20 protein-coding genes and 1 pseudogene are annotated in these 22616 nt (G+C 69.9%); 7 read left to right on the forward strand and 14 right to left on the reverse strand.

Annotated features, from left to right (window positions below):
• The 6 genes and pseudogenes from DI276_RS52235 to solA (DI276_RS21355) form a co-directional block, all read right to left on the reverse strand.
• Nucleotides 1-429 (reverse strand): ATP-binding cassette domain-containing protein (locus DI276_RS52235; RefSeq protein ID WP_408610567.1); only part of this gene is annotated, 429 nt, incomplete at its 3' end.
• A complete protein-coding gene (locus tag DI276_RS21335) occupies nt 426-1307 on the reverse strand; it encodes an amino acid ABC transporter permease (RefSeq protein ID WP_198680793.1) in 882 nt (293 codons plus the stop codon). The genes DI276_RS21335 and DI276_RS52235, both read right to left, overlap by 4 nt.
• Before the next feature lie 44 nt (nt 1308-1351).
• Nucleotides 1352-2293: an ABC transporter substrate-binding protein gene (locus DI276_RS21340; RefSeq protein ID WP_112266028.1), complete on the reverse strand. Its 942-nt coding sequence runs from the start codon at nt 2291-2293 to the stop codon at nt 1352-1354.
• A gap of 51 nt (nt 2294-2344) precedes the next feature.
• Nucleotides 2345-3316: a succinylglutamate desuccinylase/aspartoacylase family protein gene (locus DI276_RS21345; protein WP_112266030.1), complete on the reverse strand. Its 972-nt coding sequence runs from the start codon at nt 3314-3316 to the stop codon at nt 2345-2347.
• 22 nt (nt 3317-3338) lie between these two features.
• Nucleotides 3339-4475 (reverse strand): N-methyl-L-tryptophan oxidase, encoded by a 1137-nt coding sequence (gene solA / locus DI276_RS21350; protein WP_112266032.1) that lies wholly within the window; start codon nt 4473-4475, stop codon nt 3339-3341.
• Between the two features lie 35 nt (nt 4476-4510).
• Nucleotides 4511-5677 (reverse strand): annotated as a pseudogene (solA, locus tag DI276_RS21355) (N-methyl-L-tryptophan oxidase); the annotation flags it as partial.
• A gap of 165 nt (nt 5678-5842) precedes the next feature.
• Between solA (DI276_RS21355) and DI276_RS21360 the strand changes: the two are divergent.
• The 3 genes from DI276_RS21360 to DI276_RS21370 all read left to right on the forward strand — a co-directional run bounded on the left by DI276_RS21360 (nt 5843) and on the right by DI276_RS21370 (nt 8008).
• Nucleotides 5843-6592: an IclR family transcriptional regulator gene (locus tag DI276_RS21360; protein ID WP_198680794.1), complete on the forward strand. Its 750-nt coding sequence runs from the start codon at nt 5843-5845 to the stop codon at nt 6590-6592.
• Between the two features lie 221 nt (nt 6593-6813).
• The gene (locus DI276_RS21365) at nt 6814-7506 is read left to right on the forward strand and encodes an HAD hydrolase-like protein (RefSeq protein WP_198680795.1); all 693 of its coding nucleotides are present in this window, start codon (nt 6814-6816) and stop codon (nt 7504-7506) included.
• 37 nt (nt 7507-7543) lie between these two features.
• Nucleotides 7544-8008 carry an Lrp/AsnC family transcriptional regulator gene (locus DI276_RS21370; protein ID WP_112266038.1) on the forward strand — a complete coding sequence of 155 codons (465 nt, stop codon included), beginning with the start codon at nt 7544-7546 and terminating at the stop codon, nt 8006-8008.
• 354 nt (nt 8009-8362) lie between these two features.
• Here the strand turns inward: DI276_RS21370 and DI276_RS21380 are convergent, their stop codons facing one another.
• From DI276_RS21380 to DI276_RS51045, 3 genes are all read right to left on the reverse strand, one after another.
• On the reverse strand, nt 8363-9790 hold the full coding sequence (locus tag DI276_RS21380; RefSeq protein WP_198680796.1) for an aldehyde dehydrogenase family protein: 1428 nt from the start codon (nt 9788-9790) through the stop codon (nt 8363-8365).
• Nucleotides 9783-10859 (reverse strand): homoserine dehydrogenase, encoded by a 1077-nt coding sequence (locus DI276_RS21385; RefSeq protein ID WP_112266042.1) that lies wholly within the window; start codon nt 10857-10859, stop codon nt 9783-9785. The genes DI276_RS21380 and DI276_RS21385 overlap by 8 nt, the downstream gene beginning before the upstream one ends.
• Before the next feature lie 150 nt (nt 10860-11009).
• Nucleotides 11010-11189, reverse strand: a complete 180-nt coding sequence (locus DI276_RS51045) for a hypothetical protein (protein WP_198680797.1) — start codon at nt 11187-11189, stop codon at nt 11010-11012.
• A 126-nt stretch (nt 11190-11315) separates the two neighbouring features.
• On the opposite strand from DI276_RS51045, the gene DI276_RS21395 reads away from it, so the two are divergent.
• The gene (locus tag DI276_RS21395; RefSeq protein WP_112266044.1) at nt 11316-12062 is read left to right on the forward strand and encodes an IclR family transcriptional regulator; all 747 of its coding nucleotides are present in this window, start codon (nt 11316-11318) and stop codon (nt 12060-12062) included.
• Between the two features lie 50 nt (nt 12063-12112).
• Here the strand turns inward: DI276_RS21395 and DI276_RS21400 are convergent, their stop codons facing one another.
• From DI276_RS21400 to DI276_RS21410, 3 genes are read right to left on the reverse strand one after another with little or no spacing between them, the layout of a single operon-like run.
• Nucleotides 12113-13552, reverse strand: a complete 1440-nt coding sequence (locus DI276_RS21400) for an NAD-dependent succinate-semialdehyde dehydrogenase (RefSeq protein ID WP_112266046.1) — start codon at nt 13550-13552, stop codon at nt 12113-12115.
• Nucleotides 13549-16497 carry an FAD-binding and (Fe-S)-binding domain-containing protein gene (locus tag DI276_RS21405; protein WP_112266048.1) on the reverse strand — a complete coding sequence of 983 codons (2949 nt, stop codon included), beginning with the start codon at nt 16495-16497 and terminating at the stop codon, nt 13549-13551. The genes DI276_RS21400 and DI276_RS21405 overlap by 4 nt, the downstream gene beginning before the upstream one ends.
• Entirely contained in the window at nt 16494-17753 is a 1260-nt protein-coding gene (locus DI276_RS21410; protein ID WP_112266153.1) for an aspartate aminotransferase family protein, read from the reverse strand. Before DI276_RS21410 ends, DI276_RS21405 begins: the two co-directional genes overlap by 4 nt.
• A 205-nt stretch (nt 17754-17958) precedes the next feature.
• Here DI276_RS21410 and DI276_RS21415 point away from each other — a divergent pair, with 205 nt between their 5' ends.
• Both DI276_RS21415 and DI276_RS21420 read left to right on the forward strand, forming a co-directional pair.
• A complete protein-coding gene (locus DI276_RS21415; protein ID WP_198680799.1) occupies nt 17959-19491 on the forward strand; it encodes a PucR family transcriptional regulator in 1533 nt (510 codons plus the stop codon).
• Nucleotides 19492-19604: 113 nt separating this feature from the next.
• On the forward strand, nt 19605-20216 hold the full coding sequence (locus DI276_RS21420) for a DUF2076 domain-containing protein (RefSeq protein ID WP_112266052.1): 612 nt from the start codon (nt 19605-19607) through the stop codon (nt 20214-20216).
• On the opposite strand, the gene DI276_RS21425 is transcribed toward DI276_RS21420, so the two are convergent.
• Nucleotides 20194-20979, reverse strand: coding sequence for an alpha/beta fold hydrolase (locus tag DI276_RS21425; protein ID WP_157984850.1), 786 nt, complete (start codon nt 20977-20979; stop codon nt 20194-20196). The genes DI276_RS21420 and DI276_RS21425 overlap by 23 nt on opposite strands.
• Before the next feature lie 34 nt (nt 20980-21013).
• Here DI276_RS21425 and DI276_RS21430 point away from each other — a divergent pair, with 34 nt between their 5' ends.
• Entirely contained in the window at nt 21014-21646 is a 633-nt protein-coding gene (locus DI276_RS21430; protein ID WP_157984851.1) for a DUF998 domain-containing protein, read from the forward strand.
• Here the strand turns inward: DI276_RS21430 and DI276_RS21435 are convergent.
• Nucleotides 21561-22571 carry a glycoside hydrolase family 5 protein gene (locus DI276_RS21435; protein ID WP_198680800.1) on the reverse strand — a complete coding sequence of 337 codons (1011 nt, stop codon included), beginning with the start codon at nt 22569-22571 and terminating at the stop codon, nt 21561-21563. The two genes, DI276_RS21430 and DI276_RS21435, sit on opposite strands and share 86 nt — an antisense overlap.
• Nucleotides 22572-22616: the final 45 nt, after the last annotated feature.

Raw genomic sequence — 22616 nt, forward strand, 5'->3', positions numbered from 1 at the left:
CCCGGCGAGACCGACCTGCGCCAGCAGTTCCTGCGCCCGCTCACGGGCGAGTTTGCGGTCGATCTTCTTGACCAGCACCGGCCCGGACATGACGTTGTCCTCCGCGGTCATGTTCGGAAACAGATTGAACTGTTGGAACACCATGCCGACGCGGGAACGCTGCTCGGCCAGCCGTTGCGGGCGTACGGCGTGGTAGGCGTTGTCCTTCTCGACGTAGCCGAAGTCCTCGCCGTTGACCCGCAGCACGCCGCGGTCGACGGTCTCCAACCCGTTGACACACCGCAACAACGTCGACTTCCCGGACCCGCTCGGCCCGATGATGCACGAGATCTCGCCCGCCGCCACGGACAGGTCGATCCCGCGTAGGACCTCGTGACTTCCGAAGCTCTTGTGCAGCTTGCGGGCGACGATCGTTCCATCGGCCTTCACAGCAGCGACTCCTTCGTGGCGACGGCCACCGGGGCGGGCCTGCGGGTCGAGCGGGAGAAGCGGCGCTCGATCATGGACTGCGGCACGCTCAGCGCCATCGTCATGATCAGGTACCAGAGGCTGGCCACGATCAGCAGTGGAATGGTCTGGTAGGTGCGGGCGTAGATCGACTGCGCGCTGTTGAGCAGTTCGGCCACACCCAGCACGCTCACCAGCGACGTCTCCTTGAGCATTCCGATCACCTGGTTGCCGGTGGCGGGGATGATCGCGGGCATGGTCTGCGGGATGATCACGTGGCGGAGCCTGGTGAAACCGCTCATGCCCAGCGAGTCCGCGGCCTCGTGCTGGCCGCGGTTCACCGAGGCGAACCCACCGCGGATGATCTCCGCCATGTACGCGGCCTGGTTCAGCGTGAGTCCCACGATGGCCGCGGTCAGCGGGGTCATCAGGGCGTTCACGTCCACCGGGGTGGAGATGTCGGTGAAGGGGATGCCGATGGAGACGTTGGGGTACAGCGCGGCGATGTTGAACCAGAAGATCAGCTGTACGAGTACCGGAGTGCCGCGGAAGAACGTGATGTAGAGCCGGGCCAGACCGGAGATCGGTGCCTGGTGCGACATCCGCATGACCGCGAGCACCAATCCAAGGAGCGTGCCCAGCACCATGCTGGCCGCCGTCAGCACCAAGGTGAGTACCAGACCGTCCAGGATGGACTCGGTGGTGAAGTAGCTGAACACCACCGGCCACTGGTAGTTCTCGTTGGTCACCGTCGTGTGGACGAGACCGCCGACGATCGCGAGCGCGACAGCCCAGCAGAGATAGTCGCGCGGACGCTTCGGCGTGATCCGCTTCTTCTCTTCCGGCAACAGTTCAGGCACCGGCCGACTCCTTGTAGGTGAACCGATCGTCTTGGTGGACATCATCACCCCAGTGGGACGGCCGGCGCCGCGGTCTCGATGCCCAGGCCCTGGAAGCCCCAGCGGTCAAGCGCTTCGGCGTACTTCGGACTGTCGATGATGGACTGAATGGCTGCCTGGATCGCGGGCGTCAGCGGAGAACCCTTGGGCAGCGCCACGTTCACCTTCGTGGTGACGACCCGCTCCTGCAGGACCTCCAGCACGTTCGGCTGCCGCTTGGCCGCCCACGACAGCCCGGTGAAGTCGGACATCACCGCGTCGAGACGCTTGGAGGACAGCTGGGTCAGCGCGTCGTTGACACTCGGCAGGGTCACACCGGTGATGGCGGGCTTGCCCTGGCTCGTGCAGTCCTTCTCGGACAGCTGCGGCAGCCACTTGATCTCCTGCGTGCTGCCGGACTGCACGCCGACCCGACGCCCGCACAGCTCGTGCACGGCCAGCTTCTGCGGGTTGCCCTTGGGGACCGCGACGCCGGTGCCGTTCTGGAAGTAGTTGATCATGTCGAGCACCTTGAGGCGTTCCGCGGTGGCACCCATGGTGGACGCGGTGAAGTCGAACCGGCCGCCCTGCAGACCCGGAATGATCGTGTCGAACTTGACGTTGTTGATCTGCAGCTTCACCCCGAGCTTCGCCGCGATCAACCGCGCCATGTCCGGGTTGAAACCGATCGGCGTCTTGTTGTCCGTCGCCATGAACGTCGTGGGCGCACTCGTCAGGTCCATCGGCACCGACAGCGTGCCCTTGGCCTTCACGGCTTCCGGCAGCAGCTTCACCGCGGCGGGATCAGGCTGCACACCGGCTGAGATGTCATCGGTGTGCTCGACCTGCTGGCCGGAACCGCTGATCTGCGGAGCGCTCTGAGGAGCGCCAGTCGACCCGCAAGCGGCGAGCGCGACCGCCAAGGCCGTCGTGACCATCGTTACGCTCAAGCTTCTGCTGACTCGCATGGGTTTGCTCCTACTCAAAGGAAAAGCACGCCGGGGCGGGCGTGATGTCTGTCAATCGCGGGGGGTGGCGATGGCGGCGAGGTGCGTGCCGGGGCGAACGGACAGCCCGTTCATGTGGTAGATGACCGTTCCCGAGGAGACGGCGGCGATCTTGTGCTCGGCGCCGTCGACCGGGTTGACGACGCGGCCGATGGTCTGGCCCTCGGTCACCTCGTCGCCCGTGACGGCGTCCGGGTACCAGAGGCCGGTAACGGAAGACTCGACTTCGCCGGTCCAGATCCAGTCGCGCGGCGGCACGGTCACCGGTGCGAGGTCCTGCGGCGCCTCTACGACGCCGAGGTGGTGCAGGAGCCGGTACAGGCCGTCGAGCAGCCTGCGCACGGTGGCGGGCTCCCGGTCGCCGAGTTGCCCGGTCTCGATCAGGATCGCGGGGACACCCTGCCGGTTCGCCGCGGCGTGGCTGTTGCCGCCGTCCGGGTTGGTGCCGAAGATGACCCGCTCGTAGCCGACCGCGTGGGCCATTCCCCTGATCTTCGCGTTCAGCTCGTCGTCGGAGGTCACGCGATACCCCACGAAGTCGAGCAGGTACTGGTCGATGCCGCCGCTGTGCAGGTCCGCGTAGGCGTCGGCGCCGTCGATCAGGTGCTCGAACAGCCAGGCCGCCATCCGGTCGGTGGGGCCACCGTTCTCGTCTCCTGGGAAGACGCGGTTGATGTTGACGCCGTCCAGTGGAGAGATGTTGAGCCGCCCCCCGTACACGGCCGGCGGATTGGCCACGGGGCAGATCACCACCTGACCGGCGACGTCGTCCGGTTCCAGCAGCCCGGCGAGGCGGGTGGTGGCGTCGAGGGGGATGAACTCGCCGCCGTGGACACCAGCGGTGAGCACGACCCTGGGGCCGGGACGGGAGCCGTTGATGAGGATCAGGGGAACGTCCACCGTCGTGGTGCCGAGGTCGGCCGTCAGACTCCCGCGGGTCTTCTGGCCGGGCTCGGCACTCAGCGGACCGATGGTCAGATTCATGTCTCGCTTACCTCGTTCGGGCTCAGGCCACGGTGCGGGCGTGGGTGGTGACGAAGTCGATCGGCTGGGAGGTGCGGCCCTGCAGGACGAGGTCCGCGGCGATGTCGCCCATGGCGGGCGCGAGCTTGAAGCCCTGGCCGGAGAAACCGGCGAGCAGGACGATGTCGTCGCAGCCCGGCAGGGGGCCGACCAGCGGCAGGTTGGTCTCGGTGTAGCCCTCCATGAACACGGACACGCGCACCGGGTCGGGGTTCAGCCCGGGCAGGTGTCGCCGCACGACCGCCGTGAACGTCTCCAGTTCCTCCGGTGCGACGGTCCGGTTCAGCCGGTTCGGGTCGTCGACCGGCTGGTGATGGGCCTGGGACAGGCCGAGTTTCACGGCCAGGCCGTCCGGGGACGGGATGCCGTAGAAAGGTGTGTCCCCGCAGCGGATGAAGGCGGGACGCTCGGCGTCTGCCGGAGGATCCTCGTGGGGCAGGAACCAGGCGCTGATCGCGCGGTAGACGCTCACTTCCCACGGCAGGCCGGGCAACAGGTCACCCGCCCACGGGCCGGGAGTGACAACCGCGGCGTCGAAGCGCTCGGTGCCGGTGTCGGTGCGGATCTCCACTCCTCCCCCGGCGACGGGAACGACCTCCCGCACCGGGGTGTAGCGGCGGATCCGGGCCCCCAGCTCCTCGGCACGCCGGGCCGCGGTCTGGACCGCCAGCTCCGGTCGGATGAAGCCCGCGCGGCGATCGAGGATCACCAGCTCACCGTCGTCGACGCGGAACTGCGGGAACCGCTTGGTCATCGCCTCGGCGTCGATCACCTCGTGGTCGAGGCCGTGCCCGGCGATGCCGTCCACGACGGTGCGCATCTGGGGGTCGTCGGCCGGCCCCATGACCAAGGCTCCAGTCAGGCGGCGCAGTTCCCGCCCGGTCTCCGCCTGCAGCTGCTCCCAGAGGACGTCGGCGTGCCGGACGAGCGGCACGTACCGGCTGTCGTGGGTCTGCAAGCTGCGGAAGACCCTGGTCTCTCCACCTGCGGCACTGCGGTCGTGACCGGGAGCGAACCGGTCATAGCCGACCACCTCTGCACCCCGTGCAGCCAGCCGCCAGGCTGCCTGGCTGCCCACCGTGCCCGTACCGACGACGGCGACTCGTTTCTTGCTGGCCATGTCGTTTCCTTGTCGGATGGCGGGTGCGGGAGAACTCAGGCCGCGACGCGGTCGGCGGTCGAGATGAAGTCGATGGGCTGAGACGAGGAGCCGTTCAGCGCCAGGTCCGCGGCGATGTCGCCGAAGGCCGGGGAGAGCTTGAAGCCGTGGCCGGAGAAACCGGCGAGCAGGATCACGTTCTCGTTGCCCGGCAGCGGACCGACCAGCGGGCGGCTGCTCTCGGTGTAGCCCTCCATGTAGACGGCCAGGCGGGTCGGGTCGGGGCACAGGTCGGGCAGGTAGCGGCCGATCAGGTCGCGGTAGATCTCCAGCTCCGACGGCTGCACCGTCCGGTCCAGCTGGTTCGGGTCGTCCGCGAGGCGGTGCAGGGCCTGGGAGAGGCCGAGCTTGACCGACACACCGTCCGGGGAGGGCAGGCCGTAGCAGTGGGTGGGTGACGTGCGGATGAAGGCGGGGCGCTCCTCGCCGAACCAGGCGTCGGGGGCGGTGGACATGAACCAGGCGCTGATCACCCGGCGGACGTCCACCTGCCACGGCAGGTCGGGCAGGAGGTCGTTGACCCAGGGACCGGGGGTGACGACGGCCGCGTCGAAGTGCTCGCTGCCGGCGTCGGTGCGGATCTCCACGCCGTTCGCGACGGGGACGATCTCGCGGACCGCGGTGTAGCGGTGGATCACCGCCCCCAGCTGTTCCGCGCGGCGGGCGGCGGTCTGGATGGTCAGTTCGGGGCGGATGAAGCCGGCGCGCCGATCCAGCACGACGGCGTCACCGTCGTCGAGCCGGTGCTGCGGGAAGCGCTTGGCCAGGGACTCGGCGTCCAGGACGTCGTGGTCGAGGCCGTGCTCGGCGATGGAGTCGAGGACGGTGGCCATCTGCTCCCCCTCGGGGGATCCCATGAGCAGGCATCCGGTCAGCCGGCGCAGCTCACGGCCGGTCTCCTGCTGCAGCTGCTCCCAGAGGGCGTCGGCGTGCTGGAGCAGCGGCACGTACCGGGTGTCCTCGAAGTGCGCGCTGCGGAAGATGCGGGTCTCGCCGCCGGCGGCACTGCGGTCGTGGCCGGGGGCGAACCGGTCGTAGCCGACGACCTCGGCGCCGCGGACGGCGAGCCGCCAGGCGGCCTGACTGCCCATCGTTCCCACGCCGACGACCGCGACGCGTTTCTTGGCAGCTGACACAGGAGCTTTCCTTTCGTGTCGCCGGGCCCAGCCGGCCCGAGCGTGAAGCTCTTCGACTCGCGGCCCCCGGAGAGGGTCCGTGCCACAATGTAGAACGGCGTGCTAGGATCTGGCACAGAACGATGACAGTGGCACCGAGGGGAGTCAAGAGGGTGTTCACAGGAAATTCAGAGAGTTAATGGGGGTAACAGCATGGAGATGAAGAGCGTCACCAGGTCGTTGCGTGTCCTGGAGGCGGTCGCCCAGCATCAGCCGGTCACCGTCGGGGAGCTGACGAAGCTCTTCGGCCTGCCGAAGTCGACCGTGCAGCGCACCCTGGTCACCCTGGCGGAAGCCGGATGGCTGCGAGCCAGCCGCAAGGACACCACCCGCTGGGAGATCGGCGCCCGCGTCCTGGCGGTACGGCCCGCCGCACTGCAGGGCTCCAGCCTGCTCGCGGTCACGCACGAGCCGATGGTCCGCCTGCGCGACGCACTGAACGAGACGATCCACCTGTCGGTGCCGGACGTCCTGCAGAGCATGGTCGTGGTGGACCGCGTCGATTGCGACCACCCGGTGCGAACCTTCCACGCCATCGGCGACACCTCGCCACTGCACGCCACCGCAGCAGGACGCGCCGTCCTCGCCCATCTGCCGGCGTCCGAAGTGGACGAGTTCATCGCGCACGGGCTGGAGCGCTTCACCGACACGACCCCGACCGACCCCGACGAGCTGTGCGCGGAGCTCGACCGGATCCGCGCCGACGGCTACGCGGTCAACCACAACCAGTACCGACCCGGCATCTGCGCTGTCGCCGCGCCCGTCCTGGACGAGGACGGCACGCCACTCGCCGCCGTCGCGGTCTCCATGCCCGACTCCCGCTTCGACCCGAACCTGCTTGCCGAGTGGGGCCGCCTGGTCGCCAACGCGGCCAAGGACGCCACGGAACGCCGGAGCGCCTGAACGTCACCCACACGGCAAGGGCCGGCCCTTCACACACACCAACAAGAAGGGCCGGCCCTTGTGCACGTCGCCACTCCACACCGAGCCGACCTTGAACTGGTGTGACACGTGCCCCCTTGACCTCTTTGGACTCCATTGCCACCATGATGTGCCAGATTCCGGAACATCGTTGCACAATGTGGCACGACCCTCGGGATTTCGACGAAGTTGAGGAGCACACCGTGAAACCCACCTGCCTGCTGCTCGACCTCGACGGCACGCTGGTGGACTCCGCGGACGGCATCACCGCCAGCGTCGCCGCCACGTTGACGCTGATCGGCGTGCCCGTGCCCGACACCGACACCTTGCGCAGCTTCGTCGGCCCACCGATGTACCTGACGTTCCGGGAGGTCCTCGGCCTGGACGTGCCGACCGCCGAACACGCTCTGCGGCTGTACCGAGCGGACTACGCGGAGAAACACGCGCTGAACAGCCGGGTCTTCGACGGGGTTCCCGGCCTGTTGGAGACACTGGCCGCGGCCGGTTTTCCCATGGGCGTGGCGACATCGAAAGTCGAGGACCAGGCTGAGCGGATCGCCGAACATCACGGCCTGGCCGCACATCTGGTGACCGTGTGCGGCACATCCGACGCGGAGGGCCGAGCCACCAAGCGTGATGTCATCCGCGAGTGCCTGCGGCGCATGCGGGAGCACGGCGTCGACGTCTCGCGGCCCCTGATGGTGGGTGACCGCGGCTACGACGTACTGAGCGCCGCAGCCGAAGGCATCCCCGCAGTCCGCGTGTTGTGGGGCTGCGGAACCCCCGCCGAGTCGGTCAATGCCCACGCGACCGTCGACTCGCCACAGGCATTGGCCCGGCTGTTGATGCCGTCGGGCCGGCCGGAGGAGGACCTCCTGTCTCGCACCCTTTCCTGACCTGCTCTGGTCATCATCGCGGAGGATTCCGTCCACCATGGACAGTGTCGATGAGAAGATCATCGCTGAGCTCACCCGCAACGCCCGCATCTCGCACGCCGAGCTGGCCGGCCGGGTCCTGCTGTCCCGCAACGCGGTGCGCCAGCGCATCGAACGGCTGGAGCGCCAGGGACACATCGCCGGGTACACCATCGTCCGCGCCGGCGACGACTCCGGCGATGTCGTCTCGGCGCTCGTACTCGTCCACCGCCAGGACCGCATGCGCGGCGGCGACGTTCTGGCCGCGCTCAAACGCATCCCGGAGGTCGTGATCTGCGAGGTCCTCAGCGGCGACTTCGACATCATGGTGCGTCTGGAGGCCGCGACGCTGCAACGGCTGCGGGACATCTGGGAGGACATCGCGGAGATGCCCGGCGTACGTGACACCGTCACGGCACTCACCCTGTCCGCGGTGGTCAACCGCACGCGAGCCGGAAGGGGGGCTTCGGCCGCACCGGGGTGAGCGGCGACGCCACGGCCGCCCAGGTCGCCCACACCGTCGGATACACCAGCGCCACCCAGTTCAGCCGCGAACACCGGGCCTTCTGCGGACTCCCCCTGGTCCAGGACATCACCCGCCTGCGCGCCAACTCCACGCCGACCGCCCGGCACTTCGACCAGGCCGACCGAGGCGATCAACGGACGCCTCGAACACCTTCGTGAATCCGCCCTCAAATCCCGCAATCCGACCGACCAAAGCTCACAACGCGATCGTCTGTCCGCGTATGCGTTTCGAACAGACGGCACGTCGTTGACGCGATGCGGACCATGGCGCAAACCTTCAGGACAGACAAGTCGCGGTCATCGCGAAACGCTGTCACGACACACCGCCGAGGTGGTTGACGCACACGACCTTGGGCTGGGTCATCTCCTCGAAGGCGAAGCGCACGCCCTCGCGGCCCATGCTGCCGTACTTGAACCCGCCGAACGGCATGGCGTCGAACCGGTAGTCGGACGAGTCGTTGATCATCACGCCACCTGCTTCCAGCAGCCTGGCCGCGGTCAGAGCTCGGTCCAGGCGCGCGGTGAAGATGCCCGCGTGCAGGCTGTAGTCGATGGCGTTGGCCCGCTCGATGGCGTCCTCGAAGGACTCGACCGGCTGCAGCACCACGACCGGCGCGAACGCCTCGTCCTGCCAGATCGAACTGGTGCTCGGAACACCCTCCAGCACGGCAGGCGTGTACACCGAGCCGGTGACCTCGTTGCCGCACAACAGGATCGCGCCCCGCTCCACCGCCGCGTCCACCTTCACTTGAACGGCGAGCGCGGCCTGCCTGGTGATCATCGGGCCGACGTCGGTGCCCTCGTCGAGTGGGTCGCCGACGCGCAGCAGTTTCGTTCGAGCGACGAAGGCGTCGCGGAAGCGCTCGTAGACCTGGTGGGCGATCAGGATTCGCTGGGTGCCGATGCAGTTCTGGCCCGCGGCCCAGAACGCGCCGGACACGCAGGACTGCACTGCCTCGTCGAGGTCGGCGTCGTCCATCACGATGACCGGGGCGTTGCCGCCCAGATCCATGGCGAGCTTCTTCAGGCCGGCCGTGCGGGCGATGGCCTCGCCGGTGGCGAATCCCCCGGTGAAGGACACCATGCGCACGTCGGGGGCGGAGACGAGCGCTGCGGCGATGTCGGCATCGCCGTTGACGACGGTGACGACCTCGTCGGGCAGGCCGGCCTCGACGAGGGTGTCGACCAGGCGCAGCGCGGACAGTGGTGTCAGGGCGGACGGTTTGAGGATGACCGCGTTGCCGCCCGCGATGGCCGGTCCGAGCTTGTGGGCGACCAGGTTGAGCGGGTCGTTGAACGGGGTGATCGCGGCGATGATGCCCAGCGGTTCACGCGTGAACCAGCCCTGCCGGTTCTCCGAGCCCTCGTACGAGTCGAACGGGACGACCTCACCGGCGTTGCGCCGGGCCTCGGCCGCGGACAGCGAGAGGGTGTTGACCGCGCGGGCGACCTCCTTGCGGGCCTGGGTGATGGTCTTGCCGGCCTCGCTCACGATCAGCCGCGCGAAGGACTCCGCGCGCTGCTCGACCAGACGGGAGGCACCTTCCAGGGCCGACGCCCGAGCAGCACGGGACAACGCGGCCGCGATACGCCGCCCGCACCTGGCCTGCCGCAGGACGCTGCCGATGGCGGTGGCATCGACGGTGGGGACCGAGGCGATGATCTCGCCGGTGTAAGGGTTGCGCACGGGCGCCATCTCGGCTCCGATCTCGACGCCGGCGTGCGTGATGGTGTCAGACAAGGTGGGTCTCCTGGAGGACGCGGCCCGTGGCGGTGGCGTGACGCTGGTGGATGGCGATGATGTCCGAGAGCAGGGCGTAGGCGGTTTCGATGCGGCCGGCACCAGGGCCGGACACCGTAACGGTGCCGAGGAGGTCGGTGTGGAACGCAACCGCGTTGACCGGGCCTGAGATGCCGGCGAGCGGGTGGTGGGAGGGCAGGGCGAGCGGGGCGACGCGGGCGTCGACGCTCCCGTCCTCGTTGCGGGTGGCGGAGCCCACGAGCTTCCAGCGCAACCCCTCCGAGGCGGCGTCCCGCACCTGGTCCGGTGTGATCGCGGAGATGCCCTCACAGAAGATGTCCTCGCGGCGCAGGTCGGCGCCGAGGACCTCGTTCGCCAGGATCATGACCTTGAGTTGGACGTCGTGACCCTCGATGTCGGCGGTGGGGTCGGCTTCGGCGTATCCCAGTTCCTGCGCTTCCGCGATGGCCGCCGGCAGATCGACGCCTTCCTCGAGCCGGCCGAGGACGTAGTTCGACGTGCCGTTCATGACGCCTTGGAGGCCGGTGATCTCCAGCCCGCCGAACAGGCTCTGGGCGGTGCGCAGGACAGGGGTGCCGCTGAGCACCGAGCCCTCGAACTCGAAACTGACACCGTGCTCGGCGGCCAGCGCCTTGAGCGCCTGGCCGGCGAGGGCCACCGGCCCCTTGTTCGTGGTGCACACGTGTTTGCCGGATTCGAGGGCCCAGCGCACGTGAGAGAGGGCGGGCTCACCGTCGGTGGGATTGGTGAACGTCGCCTCCACGACGACGTCGGACGGCACGTGGCGGATCACCCACTCGTTGCGTGGATCGGCGCTTCCACCCGGCAGACCCGCGAAGTCCAGTTCCCCTGGCTCGGCGGCCAGCAGCGGCGCCAGATCGATGCCGTCGGTGTCCACCAGGGAACCGGCCCGCAAATCGGTGATCGCCACGACGCGCAGGGCGAAGCCCAAGTCCTCGGCGAGGCGGCCCCCGCGCTGGGACACCAGCTCGGCGAGCGCGCGGTTCACGCCGCCGAAGCCGATGAGGGCGAGGTCGTATCGGCTCATGTGAAAGGCTCCTTCGCGATCCACCGCATCCCACTGCGGTGCGGATGCTCAAAGCCTCGCCGCCAGACCCGTCACCTGCTCCATGCCACAACGCTCAGAGAGCATGCCGATGTGCGCCGGACTGATGACAATTCGCGCAGCACGGCGCAGTCATAAAGCCGTGTGACCCCCGTCCACGGGGAGAACGACCACGTCGGCGGTTCTCCAGCGGTCCGCCGCCTTGGCGCCGAGCTCGGCAACGAACGCCTCCCGGCGGAAGTGAGAGGTGACCGCCTGGCCGATTCCGCTCGATGCCCCGGTGATCACGGCGTTGACGTGCTGCAGTCTCATGAAGCACATATCCCACTATGTGGCACACCGTGCTAATTTATGGCATGACTATCCCCACCCCCGGAAGGGGTGGTCAAGAGCTGTGAGAAGAGAATGCAGAAGACCAACAGGGGGTAACGCGTGGAGATGAAGAGCGTGACCAGGTCGCTGCGCATTCTGGAGGCGGTTGCGCAGCACCAGCCGGTCACGGTGGGAGAGCTGACCAAGCTCTTCGGACTGCCCAAGTCGACTGTGCAACGCACGCTCGTCACGCTGCACGAGGCAGGATGGTTGCGCGCCAACCGGAAGGACACGACGCGCTGGGAGATCGGCGCGCGCGTGCTCGCCGTGCGTCCGGCGGCACTGCAGGGCTCCAGCCTGCTCGCGGCGGCCCGTGACCCGATGATCCGGTTGCGGGACAAGGTGAACGAGACGATCCACCTGTCCGTGCCCGATGCATTGGACTGCATGGTGGTGGTCGACCGCATCGACTCGTCGCACGCGGTGCGCACGTTCCACGAGATCGGCGACATCTCACCATTGCACGCCACGGCGGGTGGGCGGGCGGTACTGGCCAACACGGGCAAGTCCGATCTCGACGACGTTCTCGCCAGGCCGCTGGAGAGCTACAGCGAGATCACCCTCACCGATCCGCAGCAGCTCAGGGCGGAGCTGGAGCAGGTGTCGGCGAACGGCTACGCCATCAACCGCAACCAGTTCCGGCCCGGTGTGTGCGCGATCGCCTCGGCGATCCTGGACTCCGACGGCTCACCGCTGGCCGCGGTGGTGATCTCCATGCCGGACTCCCGCTTCGAGGAGGCCCGGCTCCCAGAACTGGGGCGCCTGGTCGCGGAAACCGCCAAGGAAATCTCCGCCCGCAGACTGGGTTCCTGACGTCGACGGGGAGCTTTCCCGACGTGGAAGGCTCCCCGTCGATCTCTCGGTCAGGAAACCGGCACGGCGACGTACTTGTAGTCCAGGAACTCGTCGATGCCGACGCGGCCGCCCTCGCGGCCCAGGCCGGACTGCTTCACGCCACCGAACGGGGCGGCGGGGTTGGAGACGAGGCCGGTGTTGAGGCCGACCATGCCCGCCTCCAGCCGTTCGCTCACCCGCAGCGCCCGGTCCAGCGACTCGGTGAACACGTAGCCCACTAGACCCCATTCGGTGTCGTTGGCTTGGCGCACCACCTCGTCCTCGTCGTCGAACGTCAGGATCGCCGCGACCGGACCGAAGATCTCCGTGCTCATCAAGTCGCTGTCCGGCGACACCCGGCTCAGCACCGTCGGCGGGTAGAAGCTGCCCGGACCGTCCGGAGTCCGGCCGCCGGCGAGGACTCGCGCACCACGTTGAACCGCGTCCTCGACCAGGCGCTCGACCTTGCGGCGGCCGTTCCGGTCGATCAACGGACCGACGTCGACCCCCGGCTCGGTGCCGGGACCGACGTTGAGCGCGCTCATGCGTGCAGACAGCCGCACGGCGAACTCCTCCGCCACATCGCGGTGCACGAAGAACCGGTTGGCCGCGGTGCAGGCCTCGCCCATGTTGCGCATCTTGGCGACCATCGCGCCGTCGACCGCCTTGTCCAGGTCGGCGTCGTCGAACACGATGAACGGCGCGTTGCCACCCAGCTCCATCGACGTGCGCACCACCTGCTCGGCCGACTGCTCCAGCAGCAGCTTGCCCACGCCCGTGGACCCGGTGAACGACAGCTTGCGGATGCGCCCGCCGCGCAGCAGCGGTTCGACGACCTCGCCCGGCTTGGACGTGGTGACCACGTTCAGCACGCCGTCCGGCAAGCCCGCCTCGCGCAGGATCTCCGCGAGGACGAGGCTGGACAACGGGGTCTGCGGCGCGGGCTTGAGCACCATCGTGCAGCCGGCCGCGATCGCCGGGCCGATCTTGCGGGTACCCATTGCCAGCGGGAAGTTCCACGGCGTGATCAACAGACACGGCCCCACCGGCCGCCGCATCAACAGCATCCGGTTGCGGCCGTCGGGCAGCGTGCCGAAACCACCCTCGATCCGCACCGCCTCCTCCGAGAACCACCGGAAGAACTCGGCCGCGTAGGCCACCTCTCCCCTGGCCTCGGCCAGCGGCTTGCCCATCTCCGTGGTCATGAGGTGAGCAAGCTCGTCCGTGCGCTCGATGATGATGTCGTAAGCACGGCGCAGGATTTCGCTGCGCTTGCGTGGTGCGGTGGCGGCCCACTCCTCCTGGACCCGCACCGCCGCGTCCACCGCCAGCTGCGCGTCCTTGGCTCCCGCGTCCGCGACATGACAGACGACCTCACCGGTCGCCGGGTTGTCGACGGGCATCGTGGCGCCGTCCGCGGCGTCCACCCACGTACCGCCGATGAACAACTGCTTCGGAACGTCGATCATGGGTTACCTCCTGGGTCGAGCAGCTCTGCCAGGTGCACGGCGCGAACGCCGAGGTGGTCGACCTGGGTGGCGCAGCTGAAACCGTCCGCCACGACGACGGCATCGGGGTTTTCTTCCAGTCGTGGCCGCAGGGCGAGGTCCGCCACGGCCATCGACGTGTCGTAGTGCTGTTCCTCGAAACCGAAGTTGCCCGCGAGCCCGCAGCAACCTTCGGCCTCGGTCACCTTCCGCACACCGAGCTTGCGCAGCAGGTCACGCGGACCGCCGAAGGTGGCGTACTCGTGGCAATGCGTTTGCAGCACCACGGAATCCGGTACGGCCGGTTTCCAGTCCGAAGTGGACAGTTCGGTGAGCGCGCCGGTGAGGGTGTGCACGCGCGCGGCGACCCGCCGGGCGGCGTCGGTGTCCAGCAGTTCGGGCACGTCGCGCTTCAACGCCGCCGCACAACTCGGTTCCGTCACCACGATCGGCAGGTCGCGATGCGGGCCACGGTCGAGCCGGGTGATGGTGCGGGCCATCACCCGGCGTGCCACCGAAAGCTGACCGGTGCTGACCCACGTGAGGCCGCAGCACAGTCCGCTGCTCGGTGTGCAGGGCACCCCGGCGGCGCCGAGCACGCGTGCGGCGGCACCGGCGACGTGCGGGCGGAAGGCGCGCGTGAAGCTGTCGACGAACAGCACCGCGGCCGGTCTGTCGACCGCCGTGCGCAGAACGGACTTCAGCGCACGGCGGGACGCGAAGGCAGGGATGGCCCGGTGCCGGGTGACACCGCCCAGCCAGGCGGCGACCTTGCCCAGCGGCCCGCGCAGGACCGCGTTGAGCGGCCGTGCGACGTACGCCGCGAGCTTGGACGTCGCGGGCAACCATCCCAGCGAGTAGTGCGAGCGCGGCCGGACCCGGCCGCGGTAGTGCTGGTGCAGGAACTCGGCTTTGTAGGTGGCCATGTCCACGCCGGTCGGGCAGTCGGTGGAACACGCCTTGCACGACAGGCAGAGGTCCAGCGCGTCCTTCACCTCGGTGGAGCGCCAGCCGTCCCGCACGACGTCGCCGCGCAGCATCTCCTGCAGCATCCGGGCACGGCCGCGGGTGGAGTGGTTCTCCTCCCCCGTCGCGCGGTAGCTGGGGCACATCACGCCACCGGAGTTGCTGCGGCAACGGCCGACACCGACACAACGCCGGACCGCGCCCGCGAAGCCGTCTTTGTCGTGGGGGAAAGTGAAAAGCGTTGTGCGCCCCTGCGGCTGCGCGGCGTCGAACGCGAGACCGACATCGCCGCGGCGGAACAGGGATAGCGTTGGGCGGCCCTGTGGATGTGGGGTGTCCGACGCGAGATCGGTGCCGTCGCGGCGGAACAGCGCCCGACGCCCCTGTGGCATGTCCAACGCGAGGTCCGCGTCCACCGCCGCCGGCGCCACGATCACGCCGGGGTTCAGCAGACCGTCCGGGTCGAAAACCCGCTTGAACCCCTCGAACGCCCCGATGACCGCCGGGCTGTACATGACCTCCAGCAGCTCACTGCGCGCCCGCCCGTCCCCGTGCTCGCCGGACAACGTGCCGCCGTGCCGCACGACGACCTCGGCCGCCTCGCGCAGGAACCGGCGAGTGGCGGCCCTGCCCTCCTCGCTCGCGAGGTCGAAGTCGATCCGCACGTGCACGCACCCCGCACCGAAGTGTCCATAGAGGACTCCGGTGAGCCGGTGCGCGGCCAGCAGCGCGCGGAAGTCGCGCAGGTAGCCCGCCAGGTTCTCGGGCGCCACCGCCGCGTCCTCCCAGCCCGGCCACGACTCGCCGCCGTCGACCAGCCGGGCGGCGAGCCCCGCGCCGTCCTCGCGCACCCGCCACAACGAACGGCGCTGCGCCTCGCTGTCGACCACCCGGCCGTCGAGCATGCGGCCGCGGGCCTTCAGCGTGTCGAGCAGCTGCCCGGCGCGGACCGCGACCTCGCCCGAGTCGTCGCCGTCCAGTTCGACGTACAGCCAGGCGCGGCCGTCCGGCAGGCCGGTGACCGAGCCCGGGCCGCGCCGGGCGCGCATCGTGGCGACGATCGCGGAGTCCATGCCCTCCACCGCGGTGGGGTTCCACCGCAGGATCTCCGGCACGTCCTCGGCGGCGTCCACGACGTCGTCGTAGCCCAGCGCCAGCAACGTCGCCGCCGGCGCCGTCGCCACGAGCCGGACGGTCGCCGCCACGACCACGGCGCACGTGCCCTCGGTGCCGACCAGGGCGCGGGCGAGGTCGAAACCGTTCTCCGGCAGGAGGTGGTGCAGCTGGTAGCCGGAGACCTGGCGCGGGATGCGGCCCAGTTCGGTGCGGATCGGGGCGAGGTTCTCGCCGATCAGCCGGCGCAGTGCCGCCTCCAGCTCGGCGGCCGCGCCGTAGTCGGACGGGTCGGCGGGGCGCAGGCCCTTGTGGTCGGCGATCGCGTGCAGACCGTCGATGGTGACGATCTCCAGCGACTCGACGTGGCCGCTGGTGCGCCCGTGCCGCACCGAACGGTTGCCACAGGCGTCGTTGCCGATCATGCCGCCGATCGTGCAGCGGCTGTGGGAGGACGGGTCGGGGCCGAAGGTGAGGCCGTGCGGTGCGACCGCGTCGCGCAGGTCGTCCAGCACCACACCGGCCTCGACTCGAGCGGTACGACCGATCGGGTCGATGCCGAGGATCCGGTTCATGCCGCGGGAGAAATCGAGCACGAGACCCGGCCCGACGGCGTTGCCCGCCATGCTCGTGCCGCCTCCCCGCGCCGTGACCGCCACCCCGAGCTCCCGGCAGGCCCGCAGCGCCGCGGACACCTCCTCGGGAGAACGGGGGAAGGCCACGGCGCGAGGCGCCACCCGGTAGTTGGAGGCGTCGTAGGCGAAGGGCGCAGTTCCTCCGGCCTCCGACTCCACCCGCAGTCCGGGGGCGGTCTCGGCGAGCAGTCGCACCAGCGGGTCGGCACTCATCGCGCCGACACTCCTGCTTCCACAGCGGCGGACCAGGCCCGCAGCCCTTCGTCGACGGCGTTCTCGTCGATCACGAGGGCGGGGATCATCCGCACGACCTGGTTCCACGCGCCGCACAGCAGCAGGAGCAGGCCCTGGTCCACGGCGGCGCGCTGGACCCGGCCCGCGGTCTCCGGGTCGGGGCGCCCGTCCTCGGTGACGAACTCAGAAGCGAGCATGAGCCCGGCACCCCGCACGTCGCCGATGCCCGGCGTCCTCGCGGCCACGGCCTCCAACCCGGCCCGCAGTCGTGCGCCCATCAGCTCGGCGTTCTGCACGAGCTTCTCCTCCTCGACGACCTCCAGCGTGGCGACGGCCGCGGCACACGCGACGGCGTTCGCGCCGTAGGTGCCGCCTTGCGAGCCCGGCCAGGCCTTGCTCATCAGCTCCTCGCTCGCCGCGATGCCGGACAGGGTGAAGCCGCTGGCCAGGCCCTTCGCGGTGACGAGGATGTCCGGCGTGACACCGGAGTGCTCGTGGCCCCAGAACCGGCCGGTGCGTCCGACGCCGGTCTGCACCTCGTCGAGGATCAGCAGGAAGCCGTGCCGGTCGGCCCGCTCGCGCAGCCCCTCCAGGAACGCGCGGGGCGCCGGCACGTAGCCGCCCTCACCCAGCACCGGCTCCACGATGAGCGCCGCGGTGTCGGCGGGCGAGGAGATCGTCTGCAGCACGTAGTCCAGCTCCTGCAGGGCGAACCTCGTCGCGGTCTCCTCGTCCCAGCCGTAGCGGTAGGCCGTCGGGAACGGCGTGACCACGACCCCGCTCATCAACGGGGAGAAGCCCGAGCGGAACCGTGTGCCGGACGTGGTCATGGAGGCGGCGGCGACGGTGCGGCCGTGGAAGCCGCCGTGGCAGACCAGGATGTTGGGCCTGCCGGTGGCCTGCCGGGCGAGGCGCATCGCCGACTCGACCGCCTCGCTGCCGGAGTTGACGAAGAACAGGCTGTCGAGGCCCTGCGGCAGCACCTCGCCGAGCTTGTCGACGAGCCGGCGCAGCGGCTGGTGCATGACCGTCGTGTACTGGCCGTGGATCAGCGTCGCGACCTGCTCCTGGGCGGCGGCGACGACCTTGGGGTGGCAGTGCCCGGTGCTGGTGACGCCGATGCCCGCGGTGAAGTCGAGGTACCGCCGGCCGTCCTCTCCGTACAGGTGCACGCCCTCACCGCGGACCGCGACGACGGGGGTGGCTTGGCGCAGGTGCGGCGACAGAGCGGTCATCTTCATCTCCCGTGCGGAGTAGTTCTTCGTCCGGTCACCTGAGCGTTGCCCCGCGGACGCACGCCGACAACGCGTGTTCTGTCCGGCTGAGAGCCGTTGTTTGGACGTTTTGTCAACCGCGGGCCACCGACGTCGCCGCCGCGCGTTCTCCCAAAGCCTGTGATCCGCGCTTGCGCAGGTGAGGACCGCTTGTCAAAGTGGCGCCGTGCCCCAGCAGCAAGGTCTCACCGTCGCGGACGTGCTGGCACTGCCCGTGCTCGCCGCCGGCCGCCCCGAGGTCGTGGCCGGTGAGCAGGGCCTGGACCGGCTCGTCCGCTGGGTGCACATCACCGAGCTGACCGACCCGGCGTCGTTCCTCAAGGGCGGCGAACTGGTCCTCACGACCGGCGTGCCGCTGCCCGGTGACGCCTCCCAGGTGCGCCGCTACGTCGACGAGCTCGCCGACGTCGGTGCCGCCGCACTGGTCCTCGAGCTGGTCCGCCGGTTCCACCGCGCGCCGGAACCGTTGATCCGCGCGTGCCGTGCCCGCGGTCTGCCGCTGGTCACGCTGGCGCGGGACGTGAACTTCCTGGAGGTGACCCAGGTCGTGCACACGCTGATCCTGGGCAGCCAGACCGAGGTGCTGCGCCGGACCCAGCAGATCCACGACGCCTTCACGGCGCTGACCCTGCGCGGCGCGGGGCCGGAGGAGGTGGTGCGGGCGGCGGTCGAGATGAGCCGCCGCACCGTGGTGCTGGAGAACCTCGCCCACCAGGCGGTGATCTGCGAGCCCGCCGGGGTCGACGCCGAGGTCGCGCTGGCGCACTGGGAACGGCGGTCGCGGGCCACCCCGTCCGAGGAGGGCTGGCTGACCACACCGGTCGAGTTCCAGGGCGAGCGCTGGGGCCGGGTCGTCATGCTGCCGGACGGCAGGTCGTTCAGCGCCGAAGACGTCACCGTCCTCGAGCGAGCCGCCATGACGCTCACGATCGCCCGGCTCATCCACTCCACGGCGTGGGAACGTCGCGCGCACCGCACCGTGCTGCACGACATCGCCGAACAGCGCTACCGCTCCCCCGGCGAAGCACGCGCCCGCGCCGCCGCTCTCGGGTTACCCGTCACCGACGCCTCTTTCCTGGCCGTCCTGGTGGACTCGAACGCCGGAGAGGTGGAAACCGCGCTGTCGGCGACGCTGGAGCGGACAGCTCTGGTGGGCACGCTCGCTGAAGGACGCGTGGGCGTGCTGGTGTTCCTGCGCAAAGGGCAGCCGTGGCAGTCCACAGTGGAACAGCTCAGCCGCACCGCACGGGAACAGGACGAGGACGCCGTGGTGAGCATCGGGAGCGAGGTCGCGGACATCACCCACGTCGCGCGTTCCTTCCGCGAGGCGGGACGCGTGGCCGAAGCCGTGCTCCCCGGTTCCGGCCTGCTCTTCCACCAGCTGTCCGACATCGGCCTGCGGCACCTGCTGCACACCCTGCGCGACGACGTCCGGGTCCAGGACTACGTGGAACGGCAGCTCAGCCGGCTGGTCGAGCACGACGCCCGCAACGGCACCGAACTGCTGCCCACCCTGCGCCACTACCTCGACGCCGCGGGCAACAAGACCATCGCCGCACGCCGCGGCGGCATCTCCCGGCAGACGCTCTACGAACGCCTGCGCGCGCTGGAACGCCTGCTGGACCGCGATCTCGAAGTGGGCGAGCACCGCACCGAGCTGCACGTCGCCCTCCTCACGCTCGACGTGCTGCGCGGCTGACCCCGCCGATCGGCTGATCACCGGCAGCCGGTCGGCGGGGTGTTCGGGCCGGGTCACCGGTGTTCGCGGATGGTGGCCCACGCCGATCATGGTGGTGAGAGAAGGAGCTCACCATGGACCACCAAGACCGCGAACTGATCCTCGGCCTGGCGAACCGGCTGCGGCAGGCGCCACCGGTGCCGCAGGACCCGCAGGCCGCCGAGTTGATCGCGCAGGAGATCGCGGCCCAGCCGAACTCGGTCTACCTGCTCGTCCAGGCCGTGCTGGTGCAGGAGGACGAGCTGCGGCAGGCCCAGGCGCGGATCGCCGCGATGGCTCAGCAGAGCCCCGGCCCCACGTCGAACCCGGCCTTCACAACGCAGGCCGGCCACACGTCCAGCCCCACCTTCACGCCCAATCCCGCGTTCACGACGCAGCCCGGCTACGCACTCCAGCCCGGCCACGGCCACCACGCCGCCCACGGTTACGACCCCCACACGGGTCAGTCGGCCCGCGGCGGGTTCATGTCCCGCATGTTCGGGCGGGACAGGGACGACCTGCACCCGCAGCACGGACAGCAGCCAGGGGCCGGTGGCGGCTTCGTGAAGACCGCGGCCGCCGCAGCGGCGGGTGTCGCCGGTGGTGCGCTGCTCGTGGCGGGTGCGAACGAGCTGTTCAGCGACGCCCCGGCGAACCAGGCACAGGGCCAGGACGGGGACGGATTCAGCGTGATGGACCTGTTCTGACACAGCGCAGCACGGCCTCCGCCACCGCCTCAGGACAGTCGAGCTGCATCAGATGCCCCGAGCCCGGCACGATGCGGTGCACTCCATGCGATGCGAGTGCTGCCATCGCCCCGTGGTCGCCGAGGATCCGGCGGGCGGAACTCGCGCCGCCCAGCGTTCCTCCCGCCGTGAGCACCCACCACGGCACGTCGGGCAACGGGTGTGCGCCGCGCAACGCGTCCACCTCGGCGACCAGATCCGCGTACCCGGCGAACTCCGCCACCACGGCGGCGCGGGCGGGCGGCCTGCCTGCCAGGCGCAACAGCGGACTCGCACAGCGCGCCGCCAGACCAGCCAGGCCGAGCCGGACGACGGCGGTCGCGAGCACCGCACCGGCGTCGAACGGCCGGCCGATCCCCGGTGGCGCGAGGCTCGGGTCCACGAGCACCGCGCCACGAACGCGTGCGGGACGCAACCGCGCAAAAGCCTCCACGTGCAGGCCGGCGAGCGAATGTCCGACGAGGACGGCCGGAGCACCCGCGACGTCCAGCACCTCGTCCAGCACGGCCACCTCGCGCCGCGCCGACGGTGCCTTCGGCGACGGTGCGTTCGCGCCGATCCCCGGCCGGTCGAACCGCAGCACCCGCACCGAGGGGGCGAGCAACCGGGCGAGCGGGTCCCAGTCGGAGAGCGCACCCGCGAGCCCCGAGGTGAGCACGACCGGCGGCCCGTCCAGCGGTCCGTCCTCGATCAGGTGTAAACCGGAGCCCAGCACGTGAATCACGACGACCAGCATGCCGGAAGCAGGTGAGAGGAACGTGACGGCCGCAGTGGAAACCCGCAACCGGCCGGAAGTGTGGCTGGCCGCCGCAGCCCTGCTGTACTCGTGCTGGCTCCTCGAACTGGTGCTGCCGACCGGCCTGTCCCTCGTGGACAGTTACGTGAGCGAGCTGCTCGCCGACGACCAGCCGTTCCGGTGGGTGTTCCGCGTCACCGACCTGCTGGCCGCCACCTGCGTCCTGCTCGCCGCCCGCAGGCTGCGCACCCGCGTGATCGCCGTTCCGCTGCTGGTCTTCGCGGTCGCCACGATCGCCGACACGGTGCTGTCGCTCGACTGCGCGGCGAGCGTCGACGCGCTGTGCCGGTACCGCGAGAACGCCGGCGCCGTGTCGCTCGGGCACCGGGCGCACCAGGTCACGAGCGTCCTGACGTTCATCAGCGCGCTGATCGCCGCTGTGGGCCTGGCCCGTTACACCCGCCGGTGGGACGCCTGGCTGGTGGTCGGTCTGCTGGCCACGACGGGAGTGCTGTCCGGCGTGCTGGCGAACCAGCCGGGCGCCGGCGTGGTGCAACGCGTCCAGCTGCTCACCGTCGCGGCAGGACTCCTGCTCGGAGCGCGCCGAAGACGGTGGCCTCCTTCGACGTCTGCCGAATCCCGTTGGGGCCGTTGAAGAACCGCTCACCCCACGGCGTGAGACGGGCCGGGTCGAACGACGTCACCAGGTCGAGGTACTCGACGCCGCCGCCGTTGCCGCTCCACGACCAGCCGAGGTAGCCCAGGCCGCGTTCCTGCGCCTGGGCCATGATCGCGTTCTCGTCCGGGTCGCCGTCCGAGTGCCTGTCCCCGAACTCCCCCACCACGAGCGGGAGGCCGGCGGTCCGGAACGCGTCGAAGTAGGCGCTGACCTTCGCCGGGGTGTTGTAGACCCCGTACATGTGGACGGAGAACACCGTGTTGCGCTGCGGGTCGGCCTTGAGCACCGAGGCCGCGTTGCCGCGCATGATGTTCGCCCAGTCCTGACCCCACATCGGTGCGTCCACCATCAGCAGGTGCCGCAACCCCGCCGCCCGCAGCCGGGAGATCGCCTTGTTCGTGGCACTCGCCCAGAACGGAGCCACCAGCAGGTTGCTGCCGAACGGCTCGTTGCCGAGGTTGATCACGACGTGGTTCTCCTGGCCCCGCAACGCCGACGCCACCCCGATCCACCAGGTGGCCGCCTGGTCCAGGCTCGCGGCACCGAACTGGTCGCCGTAGCCGGTGGTGTCGTGCACTTCCAGCACGCAGATCAACCGCGACCGCTTGCACAACGAGATGACCTCGCTGACCTCCGCGGCCGACGTCGGCCCCCACCGCTGCCCGCTGCCCAGCACGACCCGGACGGTGTTGGCGCCGAAGGACTTGATGTGCGCGAACGAGCTGGTCCGCTCCGGGAACCACACGTGCGGATGGTTCACCCCGCGCATCACGAACGCGGCACCGTTCGCCTCGACCACCCGCGTGCCGTCGACGTGCAGGCCGACCGCGGTGGCGGCCGAAGCGGGCGAGACACCGGCGACGATGAGCAAGCCGGCCAGCAGTGCGCGAATCCAGGTCACAGCGGCGCACTGTATCGACTTGATCACCGGTGATCACTCCGCCGG

It is taken from the genome of Lentzea terrae (assembly GCF_003265345.1).
Lineage (GTDB): Bacteria > Actinomycetota > Actinomycetes > Mycobacteriales > Pseudonocardiaceae > Lentzea > Lentzea terrae.

Coding starts and splice junctions, on each gene's coding strand:
- DI276_RS21340 (WP_112266028.1), bottom strand. CDS start 2,293: ATGCGAGTCAGCAGAAGCTTGAGCGTAACGATGGTCACGACGGCCTTG.
- DI276_RS21420 (WP_112266052.1), top strand. CDS start 19,605: ATGGACCACCAAGACCGCGAACTGATCCTCGGCCTGGCGAACCGGCTG.
- DI276_RS21370 (WP_112266038.1), top strand. CDS start 7,544: ATGGACAGTGTCGATGAGAAGATCATCGCTGAGCTCACCCGCAACGCC.
- solA (WP_112266032.1), bottom strand. CDS start 4,475: ATGGCCAGCAAGAAACGAGTCGCCGTCGTCGGTACGGGCACGGTGGGC.
- DI276_RS51045 (WP_198680797.1), bottom strand. CDS start 11,189: ATGAGACTGCAGCACGTCAACGCCGTGATCACCGGGGCATCGAGCGGA.
- DI276_RS21405 (WP_112266048.1), bottom strand. CDS start 16,497: ATGAGTGCCGACCCGCTGGTGCGACTGCTCGCCGAGACCGCCCCCGGA.
- DI276_RS21360 (WP_198680794.1), top strand. CDS start 5,843: ATGGAGATGAAGAGCGTCACCAGGTCGTTGCGTGTCCTGGAGGCGGTC.
- DI276_RS21345 (WP_112266030.1), bottom strand. CDS start 3,316: ATGAATCTGACCATCGGTCCGCTGAGTGCCGAGCCCGGCCAGAAGACC.
- DI276_RS21395 (WP_112266044.1), top strand. CDS start 11,316: ATGAAGAGCGTGACCAGGTCGCTGCGCATTCTGGAGGCGGTTGCGCAG.
- DI276_RS21385 (WP_112266042.1), bottom strand. CDS start 10,859: ATGAGCCGATACGACCTCGCCCTCATCGGCTTCGGCGGCGTGAACCGC.
- DI276_RS21400 (WP_112266046.1), bottom strand. CDS start 13,552: ATGATCGACGTTCCGAAGCAGTTGTTCATCGGCGGTACGTGGGTGGAC.
- DI276_RS21410 (WP_112266153.1), bottom strand. CDS start 17,753: ATGACCGCTCTGTCGCCGCACCTGCGCCAAGCCACCCCCGTCGTCGCG.